This window comes from Pseudoramibacter porci, from assembly GCF_009696145.1.
Taxonomy (GTDB): domain Bacteria; phylum Bacillota; class Clostridia; order Eubacteriales; family Eubacteriaceae; genus Pseudoramibacter; species Pseudoramibacter porci.
Genome location: NZ_VUMO01000015.1, coordinates 1 through 21,108, shown reverse-complemented (window position 1 = coordinate 21,108; position 21,108 = coordinate 1). Strand labels below are relative to the sequence as shown.

Here is a 21,108-nt window from a genome sequence, read left to right as displayed (position 1 = left end):
TTCCCCCTCCTATTGCTGCGCGATGGCCCAATCGAGCACTTTGTTTAAATTTTCAGCCTTCACGCGCTCGCCGTCGCGCATCATCATTTCCAGCATGTCGTCCTCCTCAGGGGTCCGCTCGGCCTTCTTCGCGAGCGCCTTCCCTACGGTTTTAACCATCATCTGCATCATTACTTTGTACGCGCCGTGAAGCTTTTTGATGTCAAAATTACCCTGAAGGGTAAACAACGGCGCTTGCGCCGGAATTTTATTTTTTGCTCTGACTTCCCGAACCTGCGTGCCGGTCTGCCCCATCCCAACGGCGCACACCGCCGATACGTCGTAATTTCTGGCCGCCTCCGCGTAACCCATAATTTTCCCGGCTCTGATCCATCCGAGATAAAGGACCGCCGTTCCCGGTTTAACGGCCGCTCTCGCTTTCTTCAAGCTGTACGCGGGCACAGCCAAACGCGCCGACAGCATTTCCGCATATTTTTGTGTGCTTCCCGTATTTGACGTGTAAACAATGGCTTTCATTTTAAATTCTCCTCAATTTGACAAATAAAAAAACGCAATACGAATCATTTTACAATTCGCACTGCGTCTTGGCGTCTGGCATTTCAACAATTTGAACGACCTGAAAATTCTTGGCGTCGATCAAGCTCTCTTTTTTGCATTTGGGACAGAACAGCGGAAAATGCGTGAGCACGGTGTCCTCTCGCAGCTGTACCCGGGTTTTCTGTCCGCAGTGTGGGCAATACACCCACTTTTTCCGAATGTGTTTATCTGGTATCACACGCCTTCTCCTTCAGTTTCGCCTGAAGCTTCACCGAAAACCGTTCGACATGCCGCTCGACCCTCGTTACAATGTCATCTTTGTCCGCGGCTCCGTCGTAAAGGCTGTACATCAGGAAAATCGGCCCGTAAAATTCCAGCGCAAGCTGTTCAGCTTCTGCCGCATCGTTCGTGAATCCCTTGAAGATCTCCGCCATATACGCGACGGGCTCACTGGCCAAATAGTGCTGATAAAGCTTTGCCATTTTCGGGTCCCGGTATTGTTCCAACGTCAGCATTTTCCGAAAACGGCTCGGAAAAGCCTCCTCAGTCCAATGCCGAAACTGCGCTTTCGTGAACGCCGCGATTTTGCTGAGCTCTGCCGTCTGATAGCCTTTAACCACATCTGTCATGCTGCCTTCCGGCATCGCGTATTGCTTCACCCTCTGCTGATCCATCTGATTCATTTTTTTGACAATACAATCGAGAATTTCCTGTTTTCCTGCGTAATGTTTGTACAGTGCGGCTTTGGTCACGCCAAGCCGTGCAGCGATGTCGTTCATCGACGTGCCCAGATACCCTTTCTTCGCAAACAACACGAGCGCCTCCTCTAAAATCCTGTCCTTCGTACTTTTCTCTTGGCACTTCATTCTATCCTCCTGTTGTTCTTAAATACCGCCGAATAAAAAAGCAGCACTTAGAATCAATTCGTGAAATTAAGCACAGCGTCTTCGCGTCTGTCTCGTACGAGTTACCTTTTGGTTACCTCTATTATAGTGACCGGACGGTTACGTGTCAAGGGATATTTTGAGCGCAAAAAAACCGAGACCTTGCGTATGCAAGATCCCGGTTGAGGGGTATCAAGAGAAAGGAAACGCGCGCCGCCTTAGAGCATGGAGAGGTAGCGGTCGCCGGTATCCGGCAGGAGCGCGACGATGGTTTTGCCCTTGTTTTCCGGACGTTTCGCCAGCTGGATTGCGGTCCAGACCGCAGCGCCGGAGGAAATCCCGGTCAGGATGCCTTCCGCTTTGGCGACGGCACGGGTCGTGTCAAAAGCGTCTTCATTGGTGACCGTCACGATTTCGTCGTAAATGTCTGTGTTCAAGGTATCCGGTACAAATCCGGCGCCGATGCCCTGGATTTTGTGCGGGCCGCCGTGGCCTTCAGACAGTACAGGTGAGCCAGATGGTTCGACTGCGACGATTTTGACGTCCGGTTTCTGAGATTTCAGATATTCGCCGACACCGGTCAGGGTGCCGCCGGTGCCGATCCCTGCGACGAAAATGTCGACTTCGCCGTCAGTGTCGCGCCAGATTTCAGGGCCAGTGGTTTCGCGGTGCGCCTTAGGATTGGCCGGATTGACAAACTGCCCCGGCACAAAGCTGCCCGGTGTCTGTTCGTGGAGTTCATTAGCCTTTTCAATGGCGCCCTTCATGCCCTTTGCACCGTCGGTCAAGACGACTTCTGCACCGTAGAGTTTCAACAGGTTGCGGCGTTCGACAGACATGGTTTCCGGCATCGTCAGGATAACTTTGTAGCCCTTAGATGCGCCGACAGCGGCCAGACCGATTCCAGTGTTCCCCGAGGTCGGTTCAATGATGGTGGCCCCCGGTTTGAGCTGGCCCTTTTCTTCCGCGTCCGTGATCATCGCCAGCGCGATACGGTCTTTGACCGATCCCGCCGGGTTAAAGTATTCCAGTTTGACGACGACTTTCGCGTCGAGGTCTTCGGCCTTTTCCACATGAGTTAATTCGAAAAGCGGCGTGTTGCCGACTAAATCTGATAAATTCTGATAAATTTTTGCCATTTGATGGTTACCTCCGAAATGTGAATCCAGTGTTTTCGTTATTTGACAGCAGCAAATGCGGTATCCAGCGCGTCGATTAAATCGTCGACATTTTCAATCCCAATAGAGAGACGAATGGTGTTCGGCTTGATGCCCTGATCCAGAAGTTCCGCTTCGTTGAGCTGAGAGTGGGTCGTGGAAGCCGGATGGATGACCAGAGATTTGACGTCGGCGACGTTGGCGAGCAGTGAGAAAATCGGCAGGTTGTCGATGAAGTCCATCGCGGTCTGGGCGTCCCCTTTGATTTCAAAGGTGAAGATGGAGCCGCCGCCGTTGGGGAAGTATTTGTCGTAGAGTTTGTGGCTCGGTTCGCTTTCCAGAGACGGATGATGCACCGCTTCGACCTGCGGATGGTGGCTTAAATAATCGACGATCTTCAGCGCGTTCTGGACGTGGCGTTCCACACGCAGCGACAGGGTTTCAAGGCCCTGCAGGAAGAGGAAGGCGTGGAACGGAGAAAGCGTCGCGCCCTGATCTCTCAGGAGAATCGCACGGATGTAGGTCGCAAAAGCGGCCGGGCCGGCGGCGTCGGCAAAGCTGATGCCGTGGTAAGACGGATCCGGTTCGGAAATCCATGGATAACGGCCGCTGGCCTTCCAATCGAAGTTGCCGCCTTCAACGAGGACGCCGCCGATGGCGGTACCGTGGCCGCCGATGAATTTCGTCGCAGAGTGAACGACAATGTCTGCACCGCGTTCAATCGGTCTGACGAGGTACGGTGTCGCGAACGTGTTGTCAATGACCAAGGGCAGGCCGTGTTTATGTGCGACTTCCGCCCATTTTTCGATGTCGATGATGTTGGAGTTCGGATTGCCGAGGGTTTCAGCGTAGAGCGCCTGGGTGTTGTCGTCGATTGCCGCTTCGAGGGCGTCAAAATCGTCCGGATCCACCCATTTGCCGGTGATCCCGAAATGCGGCAGGGTGTGTTCGAGCAAGTTGTAGGTGCCGCCGTAAACTGTCTTCGCTGAGACGATATTCTGTCCCTGATGGGCCAGGGCTTCAATGACGTAAGTGATCGCGGCAGAACCGGAAGCGGTCGCCAATGCTGCGGAGCCGCCTTCGAGGGCTGCGATCCGTTTTTCAAAAACGTCGACCGTGGAGTTGGTCAGTCTGCCGTAAATGTTGCCGGCATCTCTTAAGCCGAAGCGGTCCGCTGCGTGTTTCGAGTTGTGGAAAACGTAAGAAGTCGTCGCGTAAATCGGAACCGCTCTCGCATCGGTAACCGGATCCGCCTGTTCCTGTCCAACGTGTAACTGCAGTGTTTCAAATTTATAAGCCATTTTATTTCTCACTTTCTATGATTCTCTATTTAAATTTACTTGATTACGATGGATACCTTTGCCTTTTGGCTGTCTTTTATTATTAAGTTAACAACATGCGCTGCAGCAGCACATTCGTCCACTGGTGTTGGGTCTGAGTACGTGTCGAATCCAGTCGCTCTGACACGTCCAAACCGTTTCGTCATATCTGTGCAATTCGGCACCTCCAAAATTATTATTAAACATAGGACTTAAATATGTTATGGCTATATATTAAACCTATTTGATTACTATGTCAAGCCTAAAATAAAAAAAATCAGCTCCCTTAAAAAGAGCTGATTTTTTGAATCGCATTTTACCGGCGTCCGGACTTTCCGGGAATGGCCGTTCGGGTAAAAACGAATGTCGTTTCTGTCGAGCGTTTGGGATCGTAGCGGTAGCCGCTTAAGTCGAAAGCCTTCAGAGCTTCTGGATCCTCCGCCTGATTCTCGGCGAGGAAGCGTACCATTTCCCCCCGCGCCATTTTGACGTAAACCCCTTTTTGAACGACGCGGCCGTCCTTGAGCTCGCCGAACACACAGGTGATCATGCGGTCCCCGGGCTGAAGGTGCGGGGCGACGCTTTTGCTGTATTCCTTGGAAGCTAAATTGATCAGCACGCGGCTGTCGTCCATGACCTCTTGATACAGCCGGCTGCCCCAGAAATCGTAGAGATTGCGGCTGCCGTTCACAGCGGCCTTGGCCTGCATCTCGAGGCGGTAAGGGGTCACACCGTCCATCGGCTTCAACACGCCGTAAAACCCGGACAATATGCGAAGATGATCCTGAACGTAATCGTACTGGCGGCTTTCAAAAATGGTCGGCGCCATGTATTGGTACTGAATGCCGTCAAAGGCTAAAAGCGCCGGCGTCGACGCGCCGCGTAAATCCATCTGTTGCAAACGGCGGTGATTTTCTTCGGCGATGGCGTCGCTGCAGGCCCAGAGCTTTTTCTGTTCTGCGTAGCTGAGCCCCTGCATCCACTCCATGAGGATTGCCGTTTGATCGAGAAAAACCGGAAGGGCTGCCGCCCGGGGCGCGTCCGGGTCCTGAATCATCTGCTTGGCCGGTGAGATGATGATGCGCATCGCCTATGCCTGATTGAGCAGCGCGTCGTAGAGACGCCAGTCTTCATCTTTAAACACGTTGAAGACAACTTTTTCAACGCTGGTCTGCGGATGGGCATCCAGCCATTCGCCCACGGTGTGCACGGCTGTTTCTGCAGCCTTGTCCTGCGGAAAACGGAAGACCCCTGTCGAGATGCAGCAGAAAGCAATCGATTCGAGATCAGCCTCGTCTGCCGCTTCGAGACAGCTCCTATAACAGCTTTCCAGGGCCGCGACGTCTTCTTCGCGCAATGCGCCGCACACAATCGGACCCACGGTGTGGATCACACATTGACACGGCAGGTTGTAGGCTGGCGTCACCTTGGCCTGGCCCGTGGGCTCAGGGCCGGCCTGACGGTCCATCAGTGCGGCGCAGGCGTTACGCAGCTGCATGCCCGCCGCCGAGTGGATGGCGTTGTCGATGCAGTGATGGCCCGGAACGAAACAGCCGAGCATCTGATCATTGGCCGCATTCACAATGGCGCCGACTTTGAGCCGCGTGATATCGCCCTGCCAAAGGGCCAGACGGCTGTCCTTCTGGCAGGCCGGCAGCGCCGCCGCGTCCACGACCCCCTTTTCTTTAAGGAAGGATTGCAAAATGGCGTTTTGCAGATTTTCGACGATCACCGACATCGGCTTCGGCGGGCGGACGTTCATCAAGGCCCGCATCAGCGTGCGCTGCCCGGCTTCGTCATTGCCGTAGGCCGACGGGTCGATCGGCGGCGTCGGCGTTTCGCCGAGAAGCATTTGGTTGAGCATTTGAATCTGAGCTAAACGGTTCATGACCAATTGCTCCGATCAGACTTTCAATTCGACAGCTTCGGTGTCGATGTGGCCGCGGTTGGCGTCGAGCACCGGCTTGACTTCCCCTTCGAGGAATTCACTGACCTGCTGCGGAGCGCGGCCGATATAGAGTTCCGGATTTAATATATCCGGCACTTCGTCCGCCGTGATGCCGAAGGAACCGTCGGCCACGATGCGGTCCATCAAATCGTTGGGCTTGCCTTCTTCTTTCACCTGCGCACCGGCCTGCATAGAGAGCTGACGGATCTTTTCGTGGAGGTCCTGACGGTCGCCGCCGCGCTTGACCCCTTCCATGATGATGTTTTCCGTCGCCATAAAGGGCAGCTCGTTCATGATGTGCTGGTGAATGACCTTCGGATAAACCACGAGGCCGCTGCAGACGTTGTTGGCAATGCCGATGATGGCGTCGATGGCGAGGAAGGCTTCCGGAATGGCAATGCGCTTGTTGGCTGAGTCGTCGAGGGTCCGTTCAAACCACTGGGTAGCCTGAGTGATCGCCGGGTTCAGGCTGTCGACCATGATGTAGCGGGCCAGGGAGCAAATGCGTTCGCAGCGCATCGGGTTGCGCTTGTAGGCCATGGCCGACGAACCGATCTGGGATTTTTCGAAGGGCTCTTCCACTTCCTTCAGGTGCTGCAGCAGACGGATGTCCGTCGCAAATTTGGACAGACTCTGGGCAATGCCGGAGAGCACCGCCAAAATGCGGGCATCGAGTTTGCGCGGGTAAGTCTGGCCAGTGACGGCGAAGGTTTTTTCGAAGCCCATTTTTTCGGCGATCTTTTCGTCGAGGGCTTTGACCTTATCGCTGTCATTTTCAAACAAATCCATGAAGCTGGCCTGGGTCCCGGTCGTGCCCTTGGCGCCGCGCAGACGAATGGTCGAGAGCAGATATTCGAGATCGGCGTAGTCCATCAAGAGATCCTGCATCCAGAGGGTAGCGCGTTTGCCGACAGTCGTCAGCTGTGCCGGCTGAAAATGCGTGAAGCCGAGGGTCGGCAGCGATTTGTAGGCGTCGGCGAATTTCGCCATCTTCGCGATTAAATTGACGAGGATGCGCTTGGTGTGGCGCAGGCCTTCGGTGTATTGGATGATGTCGGTGTTGTCGCCGACGTAGGCCGAAGTGGCGCCCAGATGGATGATGCCTTTGGCCTTCGGGCACTGGTCGCCGTAGGTGTGCACGTGCGCCATGACGTCGTGGCGCAGTTTCTTTTCGTATTTGGCCGCCAGATCGTAGTCGATGTCGTTAATTTTCGACTTCAGCTCGTCGATCTGTTCGTCGGTGATGTCCAGACCGAGTTCCTGTTCGGTTTCAGCCAGTGCTACCCACAATCTCCGCCAGGTGGAGAATTTAAAATCCGCCGAAAAAATTCTGCAGATTTCCTGCGAGGCGTATCGCTCAATCAATGGATTTTCGTAAACTTCTTTGCTCATGGTACACTCCTTTAATTTGCTTCGGTGCCGAAAATGCGGTCGCCCGCGTCTCCCAGCCCAGGAATAATGTATTTATCTTTGTCGAGGTGGTCGTCGATCGCACAGCAGAAAATCGGAATATCCGGGTAGGCGCCGCTGATGCGCGCAATCCCTTCCGGCGCCGTGATGATCGCCGCGATGACAATATCCTTGCAGCCCTTCGCCTTCAGCTTTTCGACGGTATACTCAATGGAGCCGCCTGTCGCCAGCATCGGATCGATGATGATGCATTTCTGCGCGCGGATATCGCCGGGGAAGTTTTCGTAATAGGAAATTGGCGCGTGGGTGGTTTCGTCCCGTTTCACTCCGATGTTGAGAATCTGAACGTCGGGAAAAACCTTTGTAAATCCCGGAATCATCCCGACGCCGGCTCTGAGAATCGGCACAATGGCCATTTTCTTCGACGTGTCGATGCGTTTCTGGACCGTTTTGCGCATCGGCGTCTGGATTTCGACGTCTTTCATCGGCAGGGTCCGGCCGATTTCATAGGCCAGAAAACCGCTGATTTCCTTCACGATTTCTCTGAATTTTCGGGTATTGGTCTTCTTCATCCGAAGGACGGTCAACCGATCGGTCACCAATGGATTGTCAATCAAATGGACGTTTGCTGGAATTTCAAATGACATAGCTTCCTCCCTTGTTCATTTTGTATATGCCGCTTTTTTCTATTATAACCCCTAAATCGACGGGACTCAATTTTCATCGAAAATTTCGTAAACCCGCTGAATCGAACGCGCTTTGCCGCTGGTTTCATCGATGTCGATGAGCACCCCGTTGAGCTGCCAGGGCATCTGCCGTTCGATTTCGTAACGCACCGGCATTTTCCTGGTCAGCTGCTCGAGGATGATATCTGCCTTGACGCCGAGGACGCCGTTGAGCGGGCCGGTCATCCCCAAATCGGTGATAAAGGCCGTCCCTTTTGGCAGCACCCGGGCGTCCGCGGTTTGGACGTGGGTGTGGGTGCCCACCACGGCTGAGGCTTGGCCGTCGAGATAATACCCCATCGCAATTTTTTCGCTCGTCGTCTCAGCGTGGAAATCGACAAGCAGGACGTCGCTGTTTGCCAAAAGCGCCGGCACCACCCGATCCGCCGCTGTAAAGGGCGAGTCCAAGTTGTCCATGAAAGACTGTCCGGACATGTTGAGCACCCCGATGCGCACGCCGTCGTGGGTGTAAACGCAATGGCCCTGGCCCGGGGTCTTGGGCGGGTAGTTGATTGGCCGAACGATTCGCTCGTAGCGGTCGATATACGTCCGGGTTTCCCGCTGCTTCCAAACGTGATTGCCCATGGTAAGGACGTCGATCGGCGCGGCGAGGAGCTGTTTTGCGTTTTTTTCCGTCAGCCCGTTGCCGCCTGACGCGTTTTCGCCGTTGGCGACGACAAAATCGGCGCCCAGTTTTTCTTTAATCGATGGCAGATATTCCCGGACAATCTGGCGCCCCGGCCGTCCGACAATATCACCGATCATCAATATTTTCATGTCATTGACCTCAATGTCTCTTAAATTCATAAAAAAAGGAAGGTGAGTAACCTTCCTTTCTGATTATTTTGCGTAATCAACAGCCCTGGTTTCTCGGATCAAATTAACTTTAACATTTCCGGGATATTCCATTTCCGTTTCAATTTTCTTGGCGATGTCTCTGGCGAGCAGCGGCATCCCTTTGTCGTCGACATCATCCGGCGTCACCATGACCCGAACCTCACGGCCGGCCTGAATCGCGTAGGATTTTTCGACGCCGTCGAAGGAATTGGCGATCTTTTCCAGATCTTCGAGACGCTGGACGTAAGACCCGAGGGTTTCCCGTCTGGCGCCCGGACGGGCCGCCGAAATGGCATCCGCCGCCTGGATGAGCACCGCTTCGATGGTCTGCGGTTCGACATCGTTGTGGTGCGCTTCGACCGCGTGAATCACGGCCTTGCTTTCTTTGTGCTTCTTCAGCACGTTCACACCGATTTCAACGTGGTTGCCTTCAACTTCATGGTCGATGGCCTTGCCGATATCGTGCAGTAGCCCCGCGCGCTTCGCGATTTTCACGTTGGCGCCGAGCTCAGCGGCCATCATTCCGGCCAGATAAGACACCTCGATGGAGTGCTTGAGCACATTCTGCCCGTAACTGGTGCGGTATTTCAAACGGCCGAGCAGCTTGATGATTTCAGGATGCACGTTGTGAATGCCCGTGTCGAAGCAGGCCTGTTCACCGGTTTCCTTGATTTCATTGTCCAGCTCCTTGCGGCATTTGTTGACGACCTCTTCGATGCGGGCCGGGTGAATGCGGCCGTCGACAATCAGCCGTTCCAACGCCATCCGGGCAACTTCCCGGCGGACCGGGTCAAATCCCGAGAGAACGACCGCTTCCGGCGTGTCGTCGATGATGAGGTCGATCCCCGTCATCTTCTCAAGAGCACGGATGTTCCGGCCTTCACGGCCGATGATGCGCCCCTTCATTTCGTCATTGGGCAGATTGACGACCGAAATGGTCGATTCCGCGACGTGGTCAGCTGCGTAACGCTGAATGGACTGCGCCACGATTTCGCTGGCCCGCTTATCGGCGTTTTCTTTCGCCTCGTCCTCAATTTTTTTGTAGAGGACTGCGGCATCGGCCCGGGCTTCCCGGCCGACTTCTTCCATCAAGGTTTCCTTGGCTTCTTCCTTGGACATCCCAGAAACTTTTTCGAGCTCGGCAATCTTTTCGTCCATCATGCCCGCCAGCTTTTTCTGCTTTTGGTCCAGCTCGCGGCTGCGGCGGTCCAATTTTTCCCGCGTTTTTTCAAGATTGGCAGTCTTGCGGTCGAGATTTTCTTCTTTGTTCATCAGGCGCGATTCCATTTTCTGAATCTCGCTCCGACGCTCGCGGTTTTCTTTTTCGATCGCATCTTTAATGGACATGGCTTCTTCTTTTGCGTTGAAGAGCATTTCTTTTTTCTGATGTTCAGCGTCTTTTTTCGCGTCATCAATAATGGCGGCAGCGCGGTCTTTGGCCGCTCCGATTTGACGATCTGACACTGTTTTGTTTATCAGATACCCGGCAAAAAATGCAACGACAATGCAAATTGCCAGTATAACTGTCAGCATCTTTTTCACCTCCTGTTTTGATTTTTTTGTAAAGATTTTTAGACATTTATCTTTTTTATTTTACCCTTAATATACGCGAACGTCAACAAATTGCGACTTGATTCTTCAAGAGTTTTAAACCATTACAGATATTGTCCCACTCTGAAGCGATTGTAATTTTTTCAGGATTTGATAAAATATGAAAACAGATTTGAAAAAATAATTTGAAAGAAGATGTCAACTTGAAAACATTATTTGCAAAATACCGCCACAACGATCATGCCCTCGGCATATTTTTCATTGTCTGCTCCGCTTTCTGTTTTTCGTTGATGAGTCTGTTCATCAAACAAGCCGGCCCGCTCCCGACTTTTGAAAAGGCATTGTTTCGAAATCTCGTCGCCCTCATCGTCGCGACGGTGATCCTCGGCAGAACGGAAGAGGGCTTCCGCCCCCAGAAAGGCAGCGGCTTCGGCTTGTTTATGCGCGCCTTCTGCGGGACGCTGGGCCTGCTCTGCAATTTCTACGCCATCGATCGTCTCGGTCTGGCGGACGCCAATATTCTCAACAAAATGGCGCCGTTTTTCGCGATGATCGTCTCGGCTTTTATCATCGGCGAAAGGCCCAATAGGATTGAAATCCTCTGCGTCGTTCTCGCCTTCGTGGGCGCGGTCTTCGTCATCAAGCCTTCGGCCGGATTTGCGGCGAGCTTCCCGGCTTTCGTCGGCCTCCTCGGCGGCCTCGGCGCCGGCACAGCCTACGCCTTTGTGCGCAAGCTCGGCCTCCACGGTGAACGGGGCCCGGTGATCGTCTTTGCCTTCTCTTTGTTTTCAGTGCTGCTCTGCCTGCCCTTCACGATCCTCCACTTCGTGCCCATGACTGCCCGCCAGCTGATCTGTCTGCTCATCGGCGGAACGGCGGCAGCCGGCGGCCAGCTCACGGTCACCGCGGCCTACACCCACGCGCCGGCGATGGAAATTTCCGTCTTTGACTACACGCAAGTGCTGTTCGCGACGATGTGGGGGCTGTTCTTCTTCGGAGAAATCCCCGACCTGTGGAGCTTCGCCGGCTACGCCGTCATCATCGGCACGGCCGTGTTCAAATGGTATTACAACCTGCATTTAAAGAAGGCCTGACGCCATGACCCATTGGATTGCGCTCTATCATCTGACGATCGCCGCCGGACCGTGGTGGCAGGCAGCTGTGATCAACACACTGCTGGTGCCCCTTCTGATCGTCGTCCTCGGCCTTGGGATCCGCCTCGTCTGCCAGGCGGCGCTCCAGCTTTTGAGCTTAATCGTTCATCCGTCGGCTGCGTTGATTTTTGCCAACACCCTGACCTATCCCGGCGTCGTCCACCACGAGCTGGCGCACGCCCTTCTGGCTTGGCTGCTCGGTGCCAAAATTCAGCGCATCACGCTGCGGCCCACGGCAAACGCCCTCGGCTCGGTCAATTTCCTGCCCCGGGGCGGGCGCATCCGCCAATCGCTGCAGCTGACTTTGTCGGCCATCGCCCCAGTTCTCCTCGGCGTCCTCACCCTCTATCTCATCGGCCGTTTTCTCTGGTCCGCCTGCACCGCAATCCCTCTGCGCGTGCTCGTCGGATACCTGGCGGTCAGCATTTTTCTGCACATGGATTTGAGCGGCCAGGATGTCCGCACGGCCCTCGGCGGCCTGCCCGTCTGCCTGATGATTTTATTGATGATCTTTGTCTTTTGGCGCGTCGATTTAATCGCCGGCCTGCGCCTGATTTTGATTCACGCCTGGCAGTAATGCCCGGCATTTTTTTACGCATCATTTACACCGCAATGGTGTGAGTTTCAACGCTGAATCGGCGGATAAACAATTTATCGCCGCCGAACTCCCGTTCGTCGTCAGGCTCGTCCGCCGAAATTCCGGCCCGTTCCTTTGCCTTGTCTACGGCCTGTTGTGCCGAAGAAAAGCTTGTGTCCGGCATTACAAAACTGGCGCGAAGGCCCTTTTCGACAATGACCCCTTGTGTTTTTGGATCGATCTCGGAAAGTTCCCACACGTCTTCAACGTCTGTAACAATGTCGACTTTCGCCGTGATCTGATTGAGTTCTTCCGCCTCGACTGAAAGAAAGCGCGGGTCTTCTGACGCCGCCGCAATCGCGGTCTGCACAATTTCCCGGGAAATATCCGGCGCCGTCGGCCGAAAACTTCCGGCCCATCCCCGAGCCTCGCCGCTTTTTAAAAGCGTGACAAAAACGCCGGACGCCTCCACCGAATCGGTCATCCGCGTCACATCGGCGGGGTACTCTGCCTTGTACTTTTCGAGGAAGAGGGCCGCGTCGAGCTGGGCGTTTTCCCGAACCCATTTCTCGACGGCCGCCATCGCCAGCCCGACGTACGGGTCGGCGCCGCTGAGCACCTTCCGGTGAGCCGCTGTACGCCTGCTTTCGATCTGTGCAAGCAGGCTGTCGTAAGTTGGGTCGTTCCGGTCTAAATCGTAATCGAGACGGCTAACGCCGGACAGGCCGTCTTTTTCAAAACTGTGCCATGTGGTGTGAATCCCGTCGGTCGCACCGAACGCCATGAGATCTGCTGACAAATCGCCGCCATTTGCTGGTTTTTCCAAAAGAGCCATCAAACCGGATGGGTCCTGCCCTTCGAGGGCCGCAATAAAACTTTCGGCTTTCCGTTGATCGGCCGCCACGGCGATCATCACATCCCGATCGCCGGATTCAATGGCCTGGCGCAGAATCCGCCCTGCCCGGTACAGCGTCGTGTGGTCGACACCGCCGACGTTGATGACCACACTTTCGTGATCGGGGTAGACCCGGTCGATCGCGGTCACCGCTGTATTGAGCGGCTGCGGAATTACCGGCGTAATCTGATAGCGTTCGGCTTCGGTGTCGTTGATGAACACCGCATCGACCCCCGCTTCGTTGAGGCGGTCGTGAAAATCGTTCATCAGATTGAGATCGCCCGTCATTTGGAGCCAGCGGTCCCCGCATTTGCCCATAAGCCCCGGCTGGTAAAGCACGGCCAGCGCATCGGTAAAGCTCGGCTCGCCCGGACCAATGTAGACGATCGTTTTGGGCGCCGTTTTGGCAACGCTCAATGCCAGATCCCGAACCGCCCGGTCCCATTGGGGACGGGTATCTGCCAGATTCGCGATTTGCGAATTGTTAAACCGTGGAAAAAATGCAATGCCTTTTAAATACATATTGTTTCCGCCTTTTTTGTTTTTTATATTTTTCAAAGTATTCTATGTTAGTATATTCCATAAATAATTGCAATATCCAATTTTTGAGAAAGGAACCTCAAAAAAATGTCTGAAAAATTGACTCACTATTACTGTGCGCAGAACCTCGCGCACGAACTTGACGCGCAGTCGCCCCTTGGGATCGCGGTCGATTCCCATCCCGACGCTTTTTATCTCGGCGCGGAAGGACCGGATTTCTTCTTTTTCGATCTGATTCCCTCTCCCGGGCATCCTTCTCATATGAAATACGGCAGTCTGGTCCACAGCCACGACGTCGACGCCTTTTTTCATCAGGGCTTATTCTACACCCTGAAGCTTCAGGATCCCTTTGAACGGGACACCTGTCTGGCTTATTTGATGGGCTTTTCTGTCCACCACGAGCTCGACGCCAAAACCCACCCCTTTATCTATTACCACACCGGGCAATACCAGCACGACAAGGCCACTCGGGTTTTCGCCTACATCCACACCTATTACGAGGTGCTCCTCGATACGGCCTACCTGCAGTACGAACGGGGGGAACTGGCGACGGACTTCAATTTTAAGCGGCTGTTCCGTATTTCCAACGAAGAGGCCAAAATTCTCGGCCGCATGATGGAAAGTATCTTCACCGTCGTCTTCAACAAGCCCCTCGACGTCTTCGATTTCACGCGCGCAGTCCGCGCCGCGCACGTCGTCGCGGGATTGACCGGCGACCCCACTAACCGCAAACGCAATATCCTGCGCCGCCTCGAAAAACTGGCGCATCAGGAATTGCTCATCAGCCGGGAATTCTACCCGCCCTACACCAATGAGCCTGTCGTCTTAAACATGGATCACCACACGTGGCAGCACCCGGTCACCGGCGAGTCCTCGACCGCGTCCTACATCGATCTCTTTAACAAAGCGGCTGCCCGCTCGAAAACCGCCGCGGATTTTATCGCCGCCATCCTCGACGATCCCGATGCTCTGACGCGGGATGCGGTCCACGATATTTACGGCAACCGCTCTTATCTGACCGATCTCGATCTGAACGATGACCAGACCATGACCCATTTTGATATCATCTTCTTGAAAAACCCGTCGCTGCTGAAGGGCTTTTAAAGCCGTCCTGCGCAGTCGTCAAAAAACGTCCCATTTGATTTGACATTCAACCAAATGGGACGTTTTTTATTGTTCAGCTTCAAAGGCTTCGTCGTCGGCTAACAGCACGAGCATGTCGTCTTCGGTCAGCTTGATATGGCGCAGCGCCGCACGGCTGGCCCGCTGGGCGTCGTGGGTTTCAATTCCCGCGATAATTTCGTTGTGCTGGCCTGGCAGCGGTTTTTTCATGGCGATGCGCCTGACGTACTCGACGCGAAACCGCAGCATCTGCTCGCGAAGGGTGTGAATCATATTTTCAAGGCGCGTGTTGCCCGAGGACTGATAAAAAGCTTCGTGAAACAAAATATCGTTGTTAATGATACCTTCGCCGTCATTTTTTTCGACGCATTCTTCAAATTTCTGGTTGCTGCGCTTCATCTTTTCAAGATCCTCCTGGCTGGCCCGCTGGGCGGCAAGCTCAGCGACGAGGGCTTCGAGGGCGCCGCGGATTTCCATCATCTCCCGCAGGTCTGTGATCGACATCGGCGTGACGTAGGCCCCTTTGCGCGGCACCATCTTGACCAAACCCTCGAGCTCCAGCTTCCGAATGGACTCCCGCACCGGGGTCCGGGACACGCCGAGGGCATTGGCGAGCTTGACTTCCATCAGCCGCTCACCAGGCTTTAATTCGCCATGCACGATGGCGCTGCGAATCGTTTCAAACACCACTTCCCGCAGGGGTTTGCAAGAATTTGTATCCATCTTAAGTGTCGTGTGTTTTTTTGATGTTGCTTCCATATTTGCCTTAATTCTTTCCTTAAATTCCAGCTGTAAATACAATATTTTGTCCGCTATTGAAGGCCGCTGCGGCCTGACGCGCCGCCTGGGCCGTTTTAAAATAACCGATCATCGTGGACCCGCTGCCGCTCATTCTGGCCATCCAGGCACCTGCGGCGCGCATCTTATCGCCAATCGCCGCGACATCCGGGTATTTTTCAAAAACCACCTTTTCGAAATCGTTGGCGCAAAGTGTCGATAAGGCGTCAAAATCGCCGGCCGCTATCGCCGCGCGCAGTGCACGATCGTCAAAAAGCGTGTGCTGCTGTGCTGCGTCCATCGCTGCAAAAGCCGCGGGCGTCGCGATGGGAATCGGCGGTTTGACGCCCAGGATGCCAAAGGACGGAAAGGACGGCAGCGGCGCGATACATTCGCCGATCCCCGTGACCACCGCCGGTGTATTGACCAGACAATAGGGCACGTCCGCGCCGATTTTAACCGCGATCTGCGTCATCTCCTCTAAACTCAGCGACAAGTGCCACAATTGGTCGAGCCCGCGGATGACGGCTGCGGCGTCGGCTGAGCCGCCGGCTAAACCGGCCTGCATCGGAATCCGCTTGGTCAGCCGGATCGCTGCACCAGCTTGAACCCCGCAAATGCGCTGCATCAGCTCAGCGGTCCTGACGATCAGGTTGTCCGGCCCGGCGGGCACGTCCGGATCACTGCAGACTAAGGACAGCTCCGGCGCCGCATCAAAAGTCAGCACATCGGCGAGGGTCTTCGCCGAAACGTTGACCATGTGCATCAAATGGTAGCCGTCATCCCGGTGGCCGGTGATATGCAAAGACATATTGATTTTTGCTGGCGCTTCTTCTTGAATCATATCTCTTTCAACCTTTTTCAAAATACTGTATACAATTATAGCATTTTATAAAAAGAATACAAGATTTCTTTTGAAAGGGTCGGCGTCCTTTTCCCTTTCTTTTCGTTGATGTATCCTTTATAATAAGCTTAAGTTATATCATTTATTCATTTAAGGAGATTATCGTGAGTATTTTTTTCCAGAACGATTGGGAAAAACCGCTGAAACACGAATTTGCGCAGGATTATTATCAGCACCTGCGCCAATTTCTGATCCACGAATATAAAACCCGGCAAATTTATCCCAACCCCTACGACATTTTCAACGCCTTCCACTACACGGCATTCGCTGACACCAAGGTGTGCATCATCGGACAGGACCCGTACCACGGTCCCCATCAGGCCCACGGGCTCTGCTTTTCTGTCCAGCCTGATGTGACCATTCCGCCTTCGCTTCGCAACATCTACAAGGAAATGCACGACGATTTAGGCTGCCCGATTCCCAATCACGGCTGCCTCGTGAACTGGACGAAAGAAGGGGTGCTCCTCCTCAACGCAGTGCTGACGGTCCGGGCGGGGCAGCCGGCTTCTCACCGCGGCAAGGGCTGGGAAATCTTCACCGACCACGTCATCGAAATGCTCAATGCCCGGGAGACCCCGGTGGTCTTCATTCTCTGGGGCGCCTTCGCCCAGTCGAAAATCCCCATGATTACCAACCCCCAGCATATGATCATCAAATCCGCTCACCCGAGCCCGCTCTCTGCCAACCGCGGCTTTTTCGGAAGCCGCCCATTTTCCAGAACCAACGCCTTTTTGAGTCAAGTGGGGCTCGAGCCGATCAATTGGGAAATTCCGCCGATTGAGGATACCCAGGCCGCTGCGGCCTACCTGCGCGCGCACCACCCCGGTGTTTTCGGAAAGAAAGTCGAGACTCCTTCATCATGACCGCGATCGAATTAAACTGCCTTTGGGCTATTCACCACGCGCTGTCCTGTCCGGCGCTCAATACCTTCTTCAAAGGACTCACCTTACTCGCCAACAGCGGGCGCATCTGGATTGCGTTCTGTCTGGTGCTGATCCTTTTTCCCAAAACGCGCATTGCCGGCGTGCAAATCGCGTTGGCGCTGGTGCTCACATCGATCGTCGTCAACCTCGGAATCAAACCCCTTGTCGGGCGGACCCGCCCCTACACCGCGGCGCACTTCACCACCATCGTCCCGCACCCCATGGGCACTTCTTTTCCATCGGGACACACCGCCGCTGCGTTTTCAACTGCGTGGGCCTTCTTCCTGTGTTTTAGAAAGCGTCATCCTGGCTGGTGCGCGTGGATGCTCATCCTCGCAGGGCTTGTGGGGTTCTCCCGAATGTATTTATTCGTCCACTATCCCACCGATGTGCTCGCCGGCGCGGCCGTCGGCATGCTGATCGCAGCGGCAGTATGCAAAATCTTCAGCCATCTGGCTGATCAGCCGGATGCCGACCGAAAAATTGACACCCACCCATGATTCGCCCTTTCACCTCTTGGAGGCCGTTATGAAAATTCAAAAACGCCAAACCCTGGCCGGACTGATCAGCGTCCTGCTGATGCTCATCACCCTGCTTCGCCACCTGCTCTTTCTCGGCCACGCCCTTTCCTACCGCGCCCTTTGGGGCACCATGGTCACCAACCTGCCGTCGATCAGAGCGGGGGCCTGGATTTACGTCATCTTTCTGTTAATTGCCATCGCGGTGACCTTTCGGATGGCCAGACGGCCTTTCCTTAATCGCCGCGGCCGCCGCCTGATCCCCTCGCCGCCTTCAGCCGGCCTTTGGATCGGCAATATCTTCGCCGTCGTGCTGATCTTTCTGACTGCTGTGGCCTGCACGCGCAGCGACGTCTTATCTGTCCGGGTCGGCTGCGGTATTCTGACGTGGTTCAATTTTATCGACGGGGTCTATTTCCTCTACACGAGTGTTCTAAGACAAAAACGCGCGAAAAAAATCGCCCGTAAACGCAAACAGCATCGATGAAACGCGTTTCACGCCCTTGAAATCTGCGGCCCTTGCGCTATAATAAGGGCGAAAACTACATCACAGATGTAATGATTTGGAGGATATTGATGTCAACAGGTATACTTATTGTTTCGCACAGCGAAAAACTCGCTCAAGGCCTTGTGGAACTGGTCAGCGAAATGGGAAATGAAAATGTCATCATCCGCGAAGCCGGCGGAACTTCGGACGGTCGTCTTGGCACCGACGCCGTTCGCATTCAGGAAGCTTTAGAAAGCAGCGATTTCGAAAATTGCAAATCGATTTTAATTTACTGTGACCTCGGCAGCTCGATCATCAGCTCTGAAATGGCAATTGAAATGATCGACGACGACGATCTGACAGAAAAAATTCACCTGGTGGACTGCCCCCTCGTGGAAGGCGCTTTCACCGGTGTGGTCCAGGCCTCAGTGACTGACGATGTCGATGAAATCATCAACGTTTCAAAACAGGCCCGGGACATGCACAAGGGCGACGACGCGTAATTTCTCCTCGTCACTTGCAAAAGGATCAGCGCTCTGGTCAAAGAGCTACTGATCTTTTTTTGTTTTGATTTCAGCAGCACCGCCACAATAAAAAACACGACCGGCGCACCGATCGTGTCGATTTCTCATATGAATTAAAATGGCGGAGAGGGAGGGATTCGAACCCTCGATACGTTTATATACGTATACACGCTTTCCAGGCGTGCTCCTTCAACCAGCTCAGACACCTCTCCATCTGCACTGCTCTACGAGCAATTTGTTATTCATTTTTGAGACGAATGATATTATAACCAAAGTTTTTTATTTTGTCAAGCCAAATTTAACACAAAGTCAATCTCTTTGTGCTATGCTGGGAAATAAATTTTAGAAAGGAGGAGGACGAGATGTTTTCTGTTTTCAGCACATTGTCCAGTCTTAAGGCCTTTTTTCGCGGCTTCGGTCTTTGGACGCCTCTGGTGTTCCTGATCCTGCAGGTGGTTCAAGTCGTCATCGCGCCCATTCCCGGCGGGCCGCTGACTGTGCTCGGCGGCATGCTCTTCGGCTGGTGGCAGGGCTTTCTCTTAAGCGCAGTCGGGGAAATTTTCGGCTCCTGCCTGGGTTTTCTCATCACCCGGAAAATCGGAGCGTCTTTCCTGAGACGCTTTGACAAAAAAGACTGGTCGAAAAAGCTTTTAAATCTGAACGAAAAGAAACTCGACGCGATCCTCTTTATCATCTTCATTCTGCCCGGCTTTCCCGACGACATCGCCTGCCTCGCAGCGGGGCTGACGCCCATGCCCTTCCCGACGTTTTTAAAGCTCTGCCTGCTCGGCCGCCTGCCTGGCTTTTTGCTCAATTCTCTGATCGGCGCGGGCATCATGCTGGACAATCATCGCCTGACCTTCGTCCTCCTCGCGGCTTATCTCGCGATCGTCGTCCTCGTTTACTGGTGCTTTCACGGCCGCGCCAACCGGCTCATGGCGCGCCATCAACAAAAGCCTAACAAATGATCATTTTTCTGTTATACTATAAAGACAATCCTAAAGAGAAAGAGATAACTGCATGCAAAAAAAAATTGCCCGGTGGATTTTTTATTTTCTCGGACTGCTGATCCTGTCCCTCGGTATCGTCCTGAACACCAAATCCCAGTTCGGCGTAACCCCCATTATCTCCCTGGCTTACTGCTACGCGACGATTAAAAGCCTCAATTTCGGCAATGTTTCTTTTGTGCTCTACTGCATCCTCGCCGCGATCGAATACGCCGTTAAAGGCCGGAATTTCAAGCTTTACGACCTGCTTCAAATCCCGCTGTCGATCATCCTCACCCGGTTCTTCAACCTGTTTGGTGCGGTGCTGCCGGATGTGACCTCGATATCGGCACGAATCGTCTGCCTGATTTTCGGCATCGCTCTGACCGGCATCGGCGCCGCGATGAACGTCAACACGCGGCTGGTCCCCAATCCCGGGGACGGCATCGTTCAGGCCTTTGCGGACCGTCTGCACCAGCGCCTGGGCAACGTTAAAAACGTGTTCGATCTCGTCTGCGTCGCCTTGACCTGCCTCATGTCCTTCGTCCTGACCGGCGGCATCGTCGGCATCGGCATCGGCACCGTCGCCGCCATGATCGGCGTCGGACGGTTCATGTGGCTGTACAATCAGTTCTTCAAAGCCCGCCAGCTCGCTGCCACGGGCCTTTCAGAATAAATCTTTACCACCCAAACAGAAAGGAGCGCCTTTTTTCCAATGAAAATTATTGTCGACAACGATACCACGCCGCGGGACCAGCGCAAACTTTGCGACACCCTCTCAAAAGAATGCCACATTCCCGCTGAGGGCGTCAGTGGCCTCTCGTCGGACGACGAACATTACAAAGAGGATCGGCGGGCGCAGATCGCCGAAATTTTAACCCTCGAGGACATTGTCGTCACCGGCGACTTCGAACTCGCCCAAGATCTGCTCCCGGAGGCCTTAGCTGTCGTCAGCCCTGAGGGGATTGTCATCACCCCGGCCAATATCAACACCCTGCTCTACGAGCGCTATCTCAGAGAAAAGAATCCGCCGAAAGCCTTGAGCCGCGAGGCCGCCGCCAGACGCCATCACGACGAAATCGACCGCTTCACGACGATTCTCCTCGATTTGATCGCTCCCCTCGACACCACTTATTACGAATAAAGAGCGGGATGCACTTCGCTGTTTTCACTAAAAAAAAGTCTGAGCCAATTCAAAAGCTCAGACTTTCAGACTGTAGACAAAGTCTAGGGCAAACGCTCTAGGCTTTGTTTATTATCGCAATCATTTTTCACCTGTTGCCATACAACCGTGGTAAAATAGCAATAATAGAAACAGGCCATGCATTCAGTA

The 21,108-nt window shown here is 54.0% G+C and carries 24 protein-coding genes and 1 tRNA gene; 10 read left to right on the top strand and 15 right to left on the bottom strand.

Features of this window, described 5'->3' with window-relative positions; genetic code table 11:
- Positions 1 to 9: 9 nt before the first annotated feature.
- From FYJ52_RS09180 to rny, 11 genes are all read right to left on the bottom strand, one after another.
- Positions 10 to 516 (bottom strand): flavodoxin domain-containing protein, encoded by a 507-nt coding sequence (locus FYJ52_RS09180; RefSeq protein WP_154576924.1) that lies wholly within the window; start codon positions 514 to 516, stop codon positions 10 to 12.
- A gap of 49 nt (positions 517 to 565) precedes the next feature.
- Positions 566 to 775, bottom strand: coding sequence for a cysteine-rich KTR domain-containing protein (locus tag FYJ52_RS09175; protein WP_328598801.1), 210 nt, complete (start codon positions 773 to 775; stop codon positions 566 to 568).
- A complete protein-coding gene (locus FYJ52_RS09170; protein ID WP_154576923.1) occupies positions 762 to 1,403 on the bottom strand; it encodes a TetR/AcrR family transcriptional regulator in 642 nt (213 codons plus the stop codon). Before FYJ52_RS09170 ends, FYJ52_RS09175 begins: the two co-directional genes overlap by 14 nt.
- A gap of 236 nt (positions 1,404 to 1,639) precedes the next feature.
- The gene (cysK, locus tag FYJ52_RS09165; protein WP_154576922.1) at positions 1,640 to 2,560 is read right to left on the bottom strand and encodes a cysteine synthase A; all 921 of its coding nucleotides are present in this window, start codon (positions 2,558 to 2,560) and stop codon (positions 1,640 to 1,642) included.
- 38 nt (positions 2,561 to 2,598) lie between these two features.
- Positions 2,599 to 3,879: an O-acetylhomoserine aminocarboxypropyltransferase/cysteine synthase family protein gene (locus tag FYJ52_RS09160; RefSeq protein WP_154576921.1), complete on the bottom strand. Its 1,281-nt coding sequence runs from the start codon at positions 3,877 to 3,879 to the stop codon at positions 2,599 to 2,601.
- 334 nt (positions 3,880 to 4,213) lie between these two features.
- Entirely contained in the window at positions 4,214 to 4,984 is a 771-nt protein-coding gene (yaaA, locus tag FYJ52_RS09155; RefSeq protein WP_154576920.1) for a peroxide stress protein YaaA, read from the bottom strand.
- A 3-nt stretch (positions 4,985 to 4,987) separates the two neighbouring features.
- The gene (locus FYJ52_RS09150) at positions 4,988 to 5,785 is read right to left on the bottom strand and encodes a protein-ADP-ribose hydrolase (RefSeq protein ID WP_154576919.1); all 798 of its coding nucleotides are present in this window, start codon (positions 5,783 to 5,785) and stop codon (positions 4,988 to 4,990) included.
- A 15-nt stretch (positions 5,786 to 5,800) separates the two neighbouring features.
- Positions 5,801 to 7,237 carry an adenylosuccinate lyase gene (gene purB / locus FYJ52_RS09145; protein ID WP_154576918.1) on the bottom strand — a complete coding sequence of 479 codons (1,437 nt, stop codon included), beginning with the start codon at positions 7,235 to 7,237 and terminating at the stop codon, positions 5,801 to 5,803.
- Between the two features lie 11 nt (positions 7,238 to 7,248).
- Positions 7,249 to 7,902, bottom strand: a complete 654-nt coding sequence (upp, locus tag FYJ52_RS09140; protein WP_154576917.1) for a uracil phosphoribosyltransferase — start codon at positions 7,900 to 7,902, stop codon at positions 7,249 to 7,251.
- 66 nt (positions 7,903 to 7,968) lie between these two features.
- On the bottom strand, positions 7,969 to 8,757 hold the full coding sequence (locus FYJ52_RS09135) for a TIGR00282 family metallophosphoesterase (protein WP_154576916.1): 789 nt from the start codon (positions 8,755 to 8,757) through the stop codon (positions 7,969 to 7,971).
- Positions 8,758 to 8,820: 63 nt separating this feature from the next.
- The gene (gene rny / locus FYJ52_RS09130) at positions 8,821 to 10,350 is read right to left on the bottom strand and encodes a ribonuclease Y (RefSeq protein ID WP_154576915.1); all 1,530 of its coding nucleotides are present in this window, start codon (positions 10,348 to 10,350) and stop codon (positions 8,821 to 8,823) included.
- 221 nt (positions 10,351 to 10,571) lie between these two features.
- Here rny and FYJ52_RS09125 point away from each other — a divergent pair, with 221 nt between their 5' ends.
- Both FYJ52_RS09125 and FYJ52_RS09120 read left to right on the top strand, forming a co-directional pair.
- Positions 10,572 to 11,462, top strand: coding sequence for a DMT family transporter (locus FYJ52_RS09125; protein WP_235901588.1), 891 nt, complete (start codon positions 10,572 to 10,574; stop codon positions 11,460 to 11,462).
- Between the two features lie 4 nt (positions 11,463 to 11,466).
- Positions 11,467 to 12,099, top strand: a complete 633-nt coding sequence (locus FYJ52_RS09120; RefSeq protein WP_154576914.1) for a hypothetical protein — start codon at positions 11,467 to 11,469, stop codon at positions 12,097 to 12,099.
- Positions 12,100 to 12,124: 25 nt separating this feature from the next.
- Here the strand turns inward: FYJ52_RS09120 and FYJ52_RS09115 are convergent, their stop codons facing one another.
- Entirely contained in the window at positions 12,125 to 13,516 is a 1,392-nt protein-coding gene (locus FYJ52_RS09115) for an AMMECR1 domain-containing protein (protein ID WP_154576913.1), read from the bottom strand.
- Between the two features lie 105 nt (positions 13,517 to 13,621).
- On the opposite strand from FYJ52_RS09115, the gene FYJ52_RS09110 reads away from it, so the two are divergent.
- Positions 13,622 to 14,638 (top strand): zinc dependent phospholipase C family protein, encoded by a 1,017-nt coding sequence (locus tag FYJ52_RS09110; RefSeq protein WP_154576912.1) that lies wholly within the window; start codon positions 13,622 to 13,624, stop codon positions 14,636 to 14,638.
- A 66-nt stretch (positions 14,639 to 14,704) separates the two neighbouring features.
- Here the strand turns inward: FYJ52_RS09110 and FYJ52_RS09105 are convergent, their stop codons facing one another.
- Both FYJ52_RS09105 and FYJ52_RS09100 read right to left on the bottom strand, forming a co-directional pair.
- The gene (locus tag FYJ52_RS09105; protein ID WP_154576911.1) at positions 14,705 to 15,415 is read right to left on the bottom strand and encodes a GntR family transcriptional regulator; all 711 of its coding nucleotides are present in this window, start codon (positions 15,413 to 15,415) and stop codon (positions 14,705 to 14,707) included.
- Positions 15,416 to 15,434: 19 nt separating this feature from the next.
- Complete coding sequence (locus FYJ52_RS09100; protein ID WP_154576910.1) at positions 15,435 to 16,277, bottom strand: 4-(cytidine 5'-diphospho)-2-C-methyl-D-erythritol kinase; 843 nt, start codon at positions 16,275 to 16,277, stop codon at positions 15,435 to 15,437.
- 164 nt (positions 16,278 to 16,441) lie between these two features.
- Here FYJ52_RS09100 and FYJ52_RS09095 point away from each other — a divergent pair, with 164 nt between their 5' ends.
- The 4 genes from FYJ52_RS09095 (at position 16,442) to dhaM (ending at position 18,768) form a co-directional block, all read left to right on the top strand.
- A complete protein-coding gene (locus FYJ52_RS09095; RefSeq protein WP_328598800.1) occupies positions 16,442 to 17,200 on the top strand; it encodes a uracil-DNA glycosylase in 759 nt (252 codons plus the stop codon).
- Positions 17,197 to 17,760, top strand: coding sequence for a phosphatase PAP2 family protein (locus FYJ52_RS09090; RefSeq protein WP_154576909.1), 564 nt, complete (start codon positions 17,197 to 17,199; stop codon positions 17,758 to 17,760). Before FYJ52_RS09095 ends, FYJ52_RS09090 begins: the two co-directional genes overlap by 4 nt.
- 28 nt (positions 17,761 to 17,788) lie before the next feature.
- Positions 17,789 to 18,265 carry a hypothetical protein gene (locus tag FYJ52_RS09085; RefSeq protein WP_154576908.1) on the top strand — a complete coding sequence of 159 codons (477 nt, stop codon included), beginning with the start codon at positions 17,789 to 17,791 and terminating at the stop codon, positions 18,263 to 18,265.
- Between the two features lie 89 nt (positions 18,266 to 18,354).
- Positions 18,355 to 18,768, top strand: a complete 414-nt coding sequence (gene dhaM, locus FYJ52_RS09080; protein WP_154576907.1) for a dihydroxyacetone kinase phosphoryl donor subunit DhaM — start codon at positions 18,355 to 18,357, stop codon at positions 18,766 to 18,768.
- 140 nt (positions 18,769 to 18,908) lie between these two features.
- Here the strand turns inward: dhaM and FYJ52_RS09075 are convergent.
- A tRNA-Ser gene (locus FYJ52_RS09075) sits at positions 18,909 to 19,001 on the bottom strand.
- A 150-nt stretch (positions 19,002 to 19,151) separates the two neighbouring features.
- On the opposite strand from FYJ52_RS09075, the gene FYJ52_RS09070 reads away from it, so the two are divergent.
- From FYJ52_RS09070 to FYJ52_RS09060, 3 genes are read left to right on the top strand one after another with little or no spacing between them, the layout of a single operon-like run.
- A complete protein-coding gene (locus FYJ52_RS09070; RefSeq protein WP_154576906.1) occupies positions 19,152 to 19,757 on the top strand; it encodes a TVP38/TMEM64 family protein in 606 nt (201 codons plus the stop codon).
- A gap of 52 nt (positions 19,758 to 19,809) precedes the next feature.
- The gene (locus tag FYJ52_RS09065; protein WP_154576905.1) at positions 19,810 to 20,451 is read left to right on the top strand and encodes a DUF6198 family protein; all 642 of its coding nucleotides are present in this window, start codon (positions 19,810 to 19,812) and stop codon (positions 20,449 to 20,451) included.
- Positions 20,452 to 20,490: 39 nt separating this feature from the next.
- Positions 20,491 to 20,919, top strand: a complete 429-nt coding sequence (locus FYJ52_RS09060; RefSeq protein ID WP_154576904.1) for a DUF188 domain-containing protein — start codon at positions 20,491 to 20,493, stop codon at positions 20,917 to 20,919.
- Positions 20,920 to 21,108 lie beyond the last annotated feature (189 nt).

Excerpts from the sequence above, each read along its gene's own strand:
- FYJ52_RS09180 (WP_154576924.1), bottom strand. The coding sequence starts at position 516 with ATGAAAGCCATTGTTTACACGTCAAATACGGGAAGCACACAAAAATAT.
- FYJ52_RS09170 (WP_154576923.1), bottom strand. The coding sequence starts at position 1,403 with ATGAAGTGCCAAGAGAAAAGTACGAAGGACAGGATTTTAGAGGAGGCG.
- cysK (WP_154576922.1), bottom strand. The coding sequence starts at position 2,560 with ATGGCAAAAATTTATCAGAATTTATCAGATTTAGTCGGCAACACGCCG.
- FYJ52_RS09160 (WP_154576921.1), bottom strand. The coding sequence starts at position 3,879 with ATGGCTTATAAATTTGAAACACTGCAGTTACACGTTGGACAGGAACAG.
- yaaA (WP_154576920.1), bottom strand. The coding sequence starts at position 4,984 with ATGCGCATCATCATCTCACCGGCCAAGCAGATGATTCAGGACCCGGAC.
- FYJ52_RS09150 (WP_154576919.1), bottom strand. The coding sequence starts at position 5,785 with ATGAACCGTTTAGCTCAGATTCAAATGCTCAACCAAATGCTTCTCGGC.
- purB (WP_154576918.1), bottom strand. The coding sequence starts at position 7,237 with ATGAGCAAAGAAGTTTACGAAAATCCATTGATTGAGCGATACGCCTCG.
- upp (WP_154576917.1), bottom strand. The coding sequence starts at position 7,902 with ATGTCATTTGAAATTCCAGCAAACGTCCATTTGATTGACAATCCATTG.
- FYJ52_RS09135 (WP_154576916.1), bottom strand. The coding sequence starts at position 8,757 with ATGAAAATATTGATGATCGGTGATATTGTCGGACGGCCGGGGCGCCAG.
- rny (WP_154576915.1), bottom strand. The coding sequence starts at position 10,350 with ATGCTGACAGTTATACTGGCAATTTGCATTGTCGTTGCATTTTTTGCC.
- FYJ52_RS09120 (WP_154576914.1), top strand. The coding sequence starts at position 11,467 with ATGACCCATTGGATTGCGCTCTATCATCTGACGATCGCCGCCGGACCG.
- FYJ52_RS09115 (WP_154576913.1), bottom strand. The coding sequence starts at position 13,516 with ATGTATTTAAAAGGCATTGCATTTTTTCCACGGTTTAACAATTCGCAA.
- FYJ52_RS09110 (WP_154576912.1), top strand. The coding sequence starts at position 13,622 with ATGTCTGAAAAATTGACTCACTATTACTGTGCGCAGAACCTCGCGCAC.
- FYJ52_RS09105 (WP_154576911.1), bottom strand. The coding sequence starts at position 15,415 with ATGGAAGCAACATCAAAAAAACACACGACACTTAAGATGGATACAAAT.
- FYJ52_RS09100 (WP_154576910.1), bottom strand. The coding sequence starts at position 16,277 with ATGATTCAAGAAGAAGCGCCAGCAAAAATCAATATGTCTTTGCATATC.
- FYJ52_RS09090 (WP_154576909.1), top strand. The coding sequence starts at position 17,197 with ATGACCGCGATCGAATTAAACTGCCTTTGGGCTATTCACCACGCGCTG.
- FYJ52_RS09085 (WP_154576908.1), top strand. The coding sequence starts at position 17,789 with ATGAAAATTCAAAAACGCCAAACCCTGGCCGGACTGATCAGCGTCCTG.
- dhaM (WP_154576907.1), top strand. The coding sequence starts at position 18,355 with ATGTCAACAGGTATACTTATTGTTTCGCACAGCGAAAAACTCGCTCAA.
- FYJ52_RS09070 (WP_154576906.1), top strand. The coding sequence starts at position 19,152 with ATGTTTTCTGTTTTCAGCACATTGTCCAGTCTTAAGGCCTTTTTTCGC.
- FYJ52_RS09065 (WP_154576905.1), top strand. The coding sequence starts at position 19,810 with ATGCAAAAAAAAATTGCCCGGTGGATTTTTTATTTTCTCGGACTGCTG.
- FYJ52_RS09060 (WP_154576904.1), top strand. The coding sequence starts at position 20,491 with ATGAAAATTATTGTCGACAACGATACCACGCCGCGGGACCAGCGCAAA.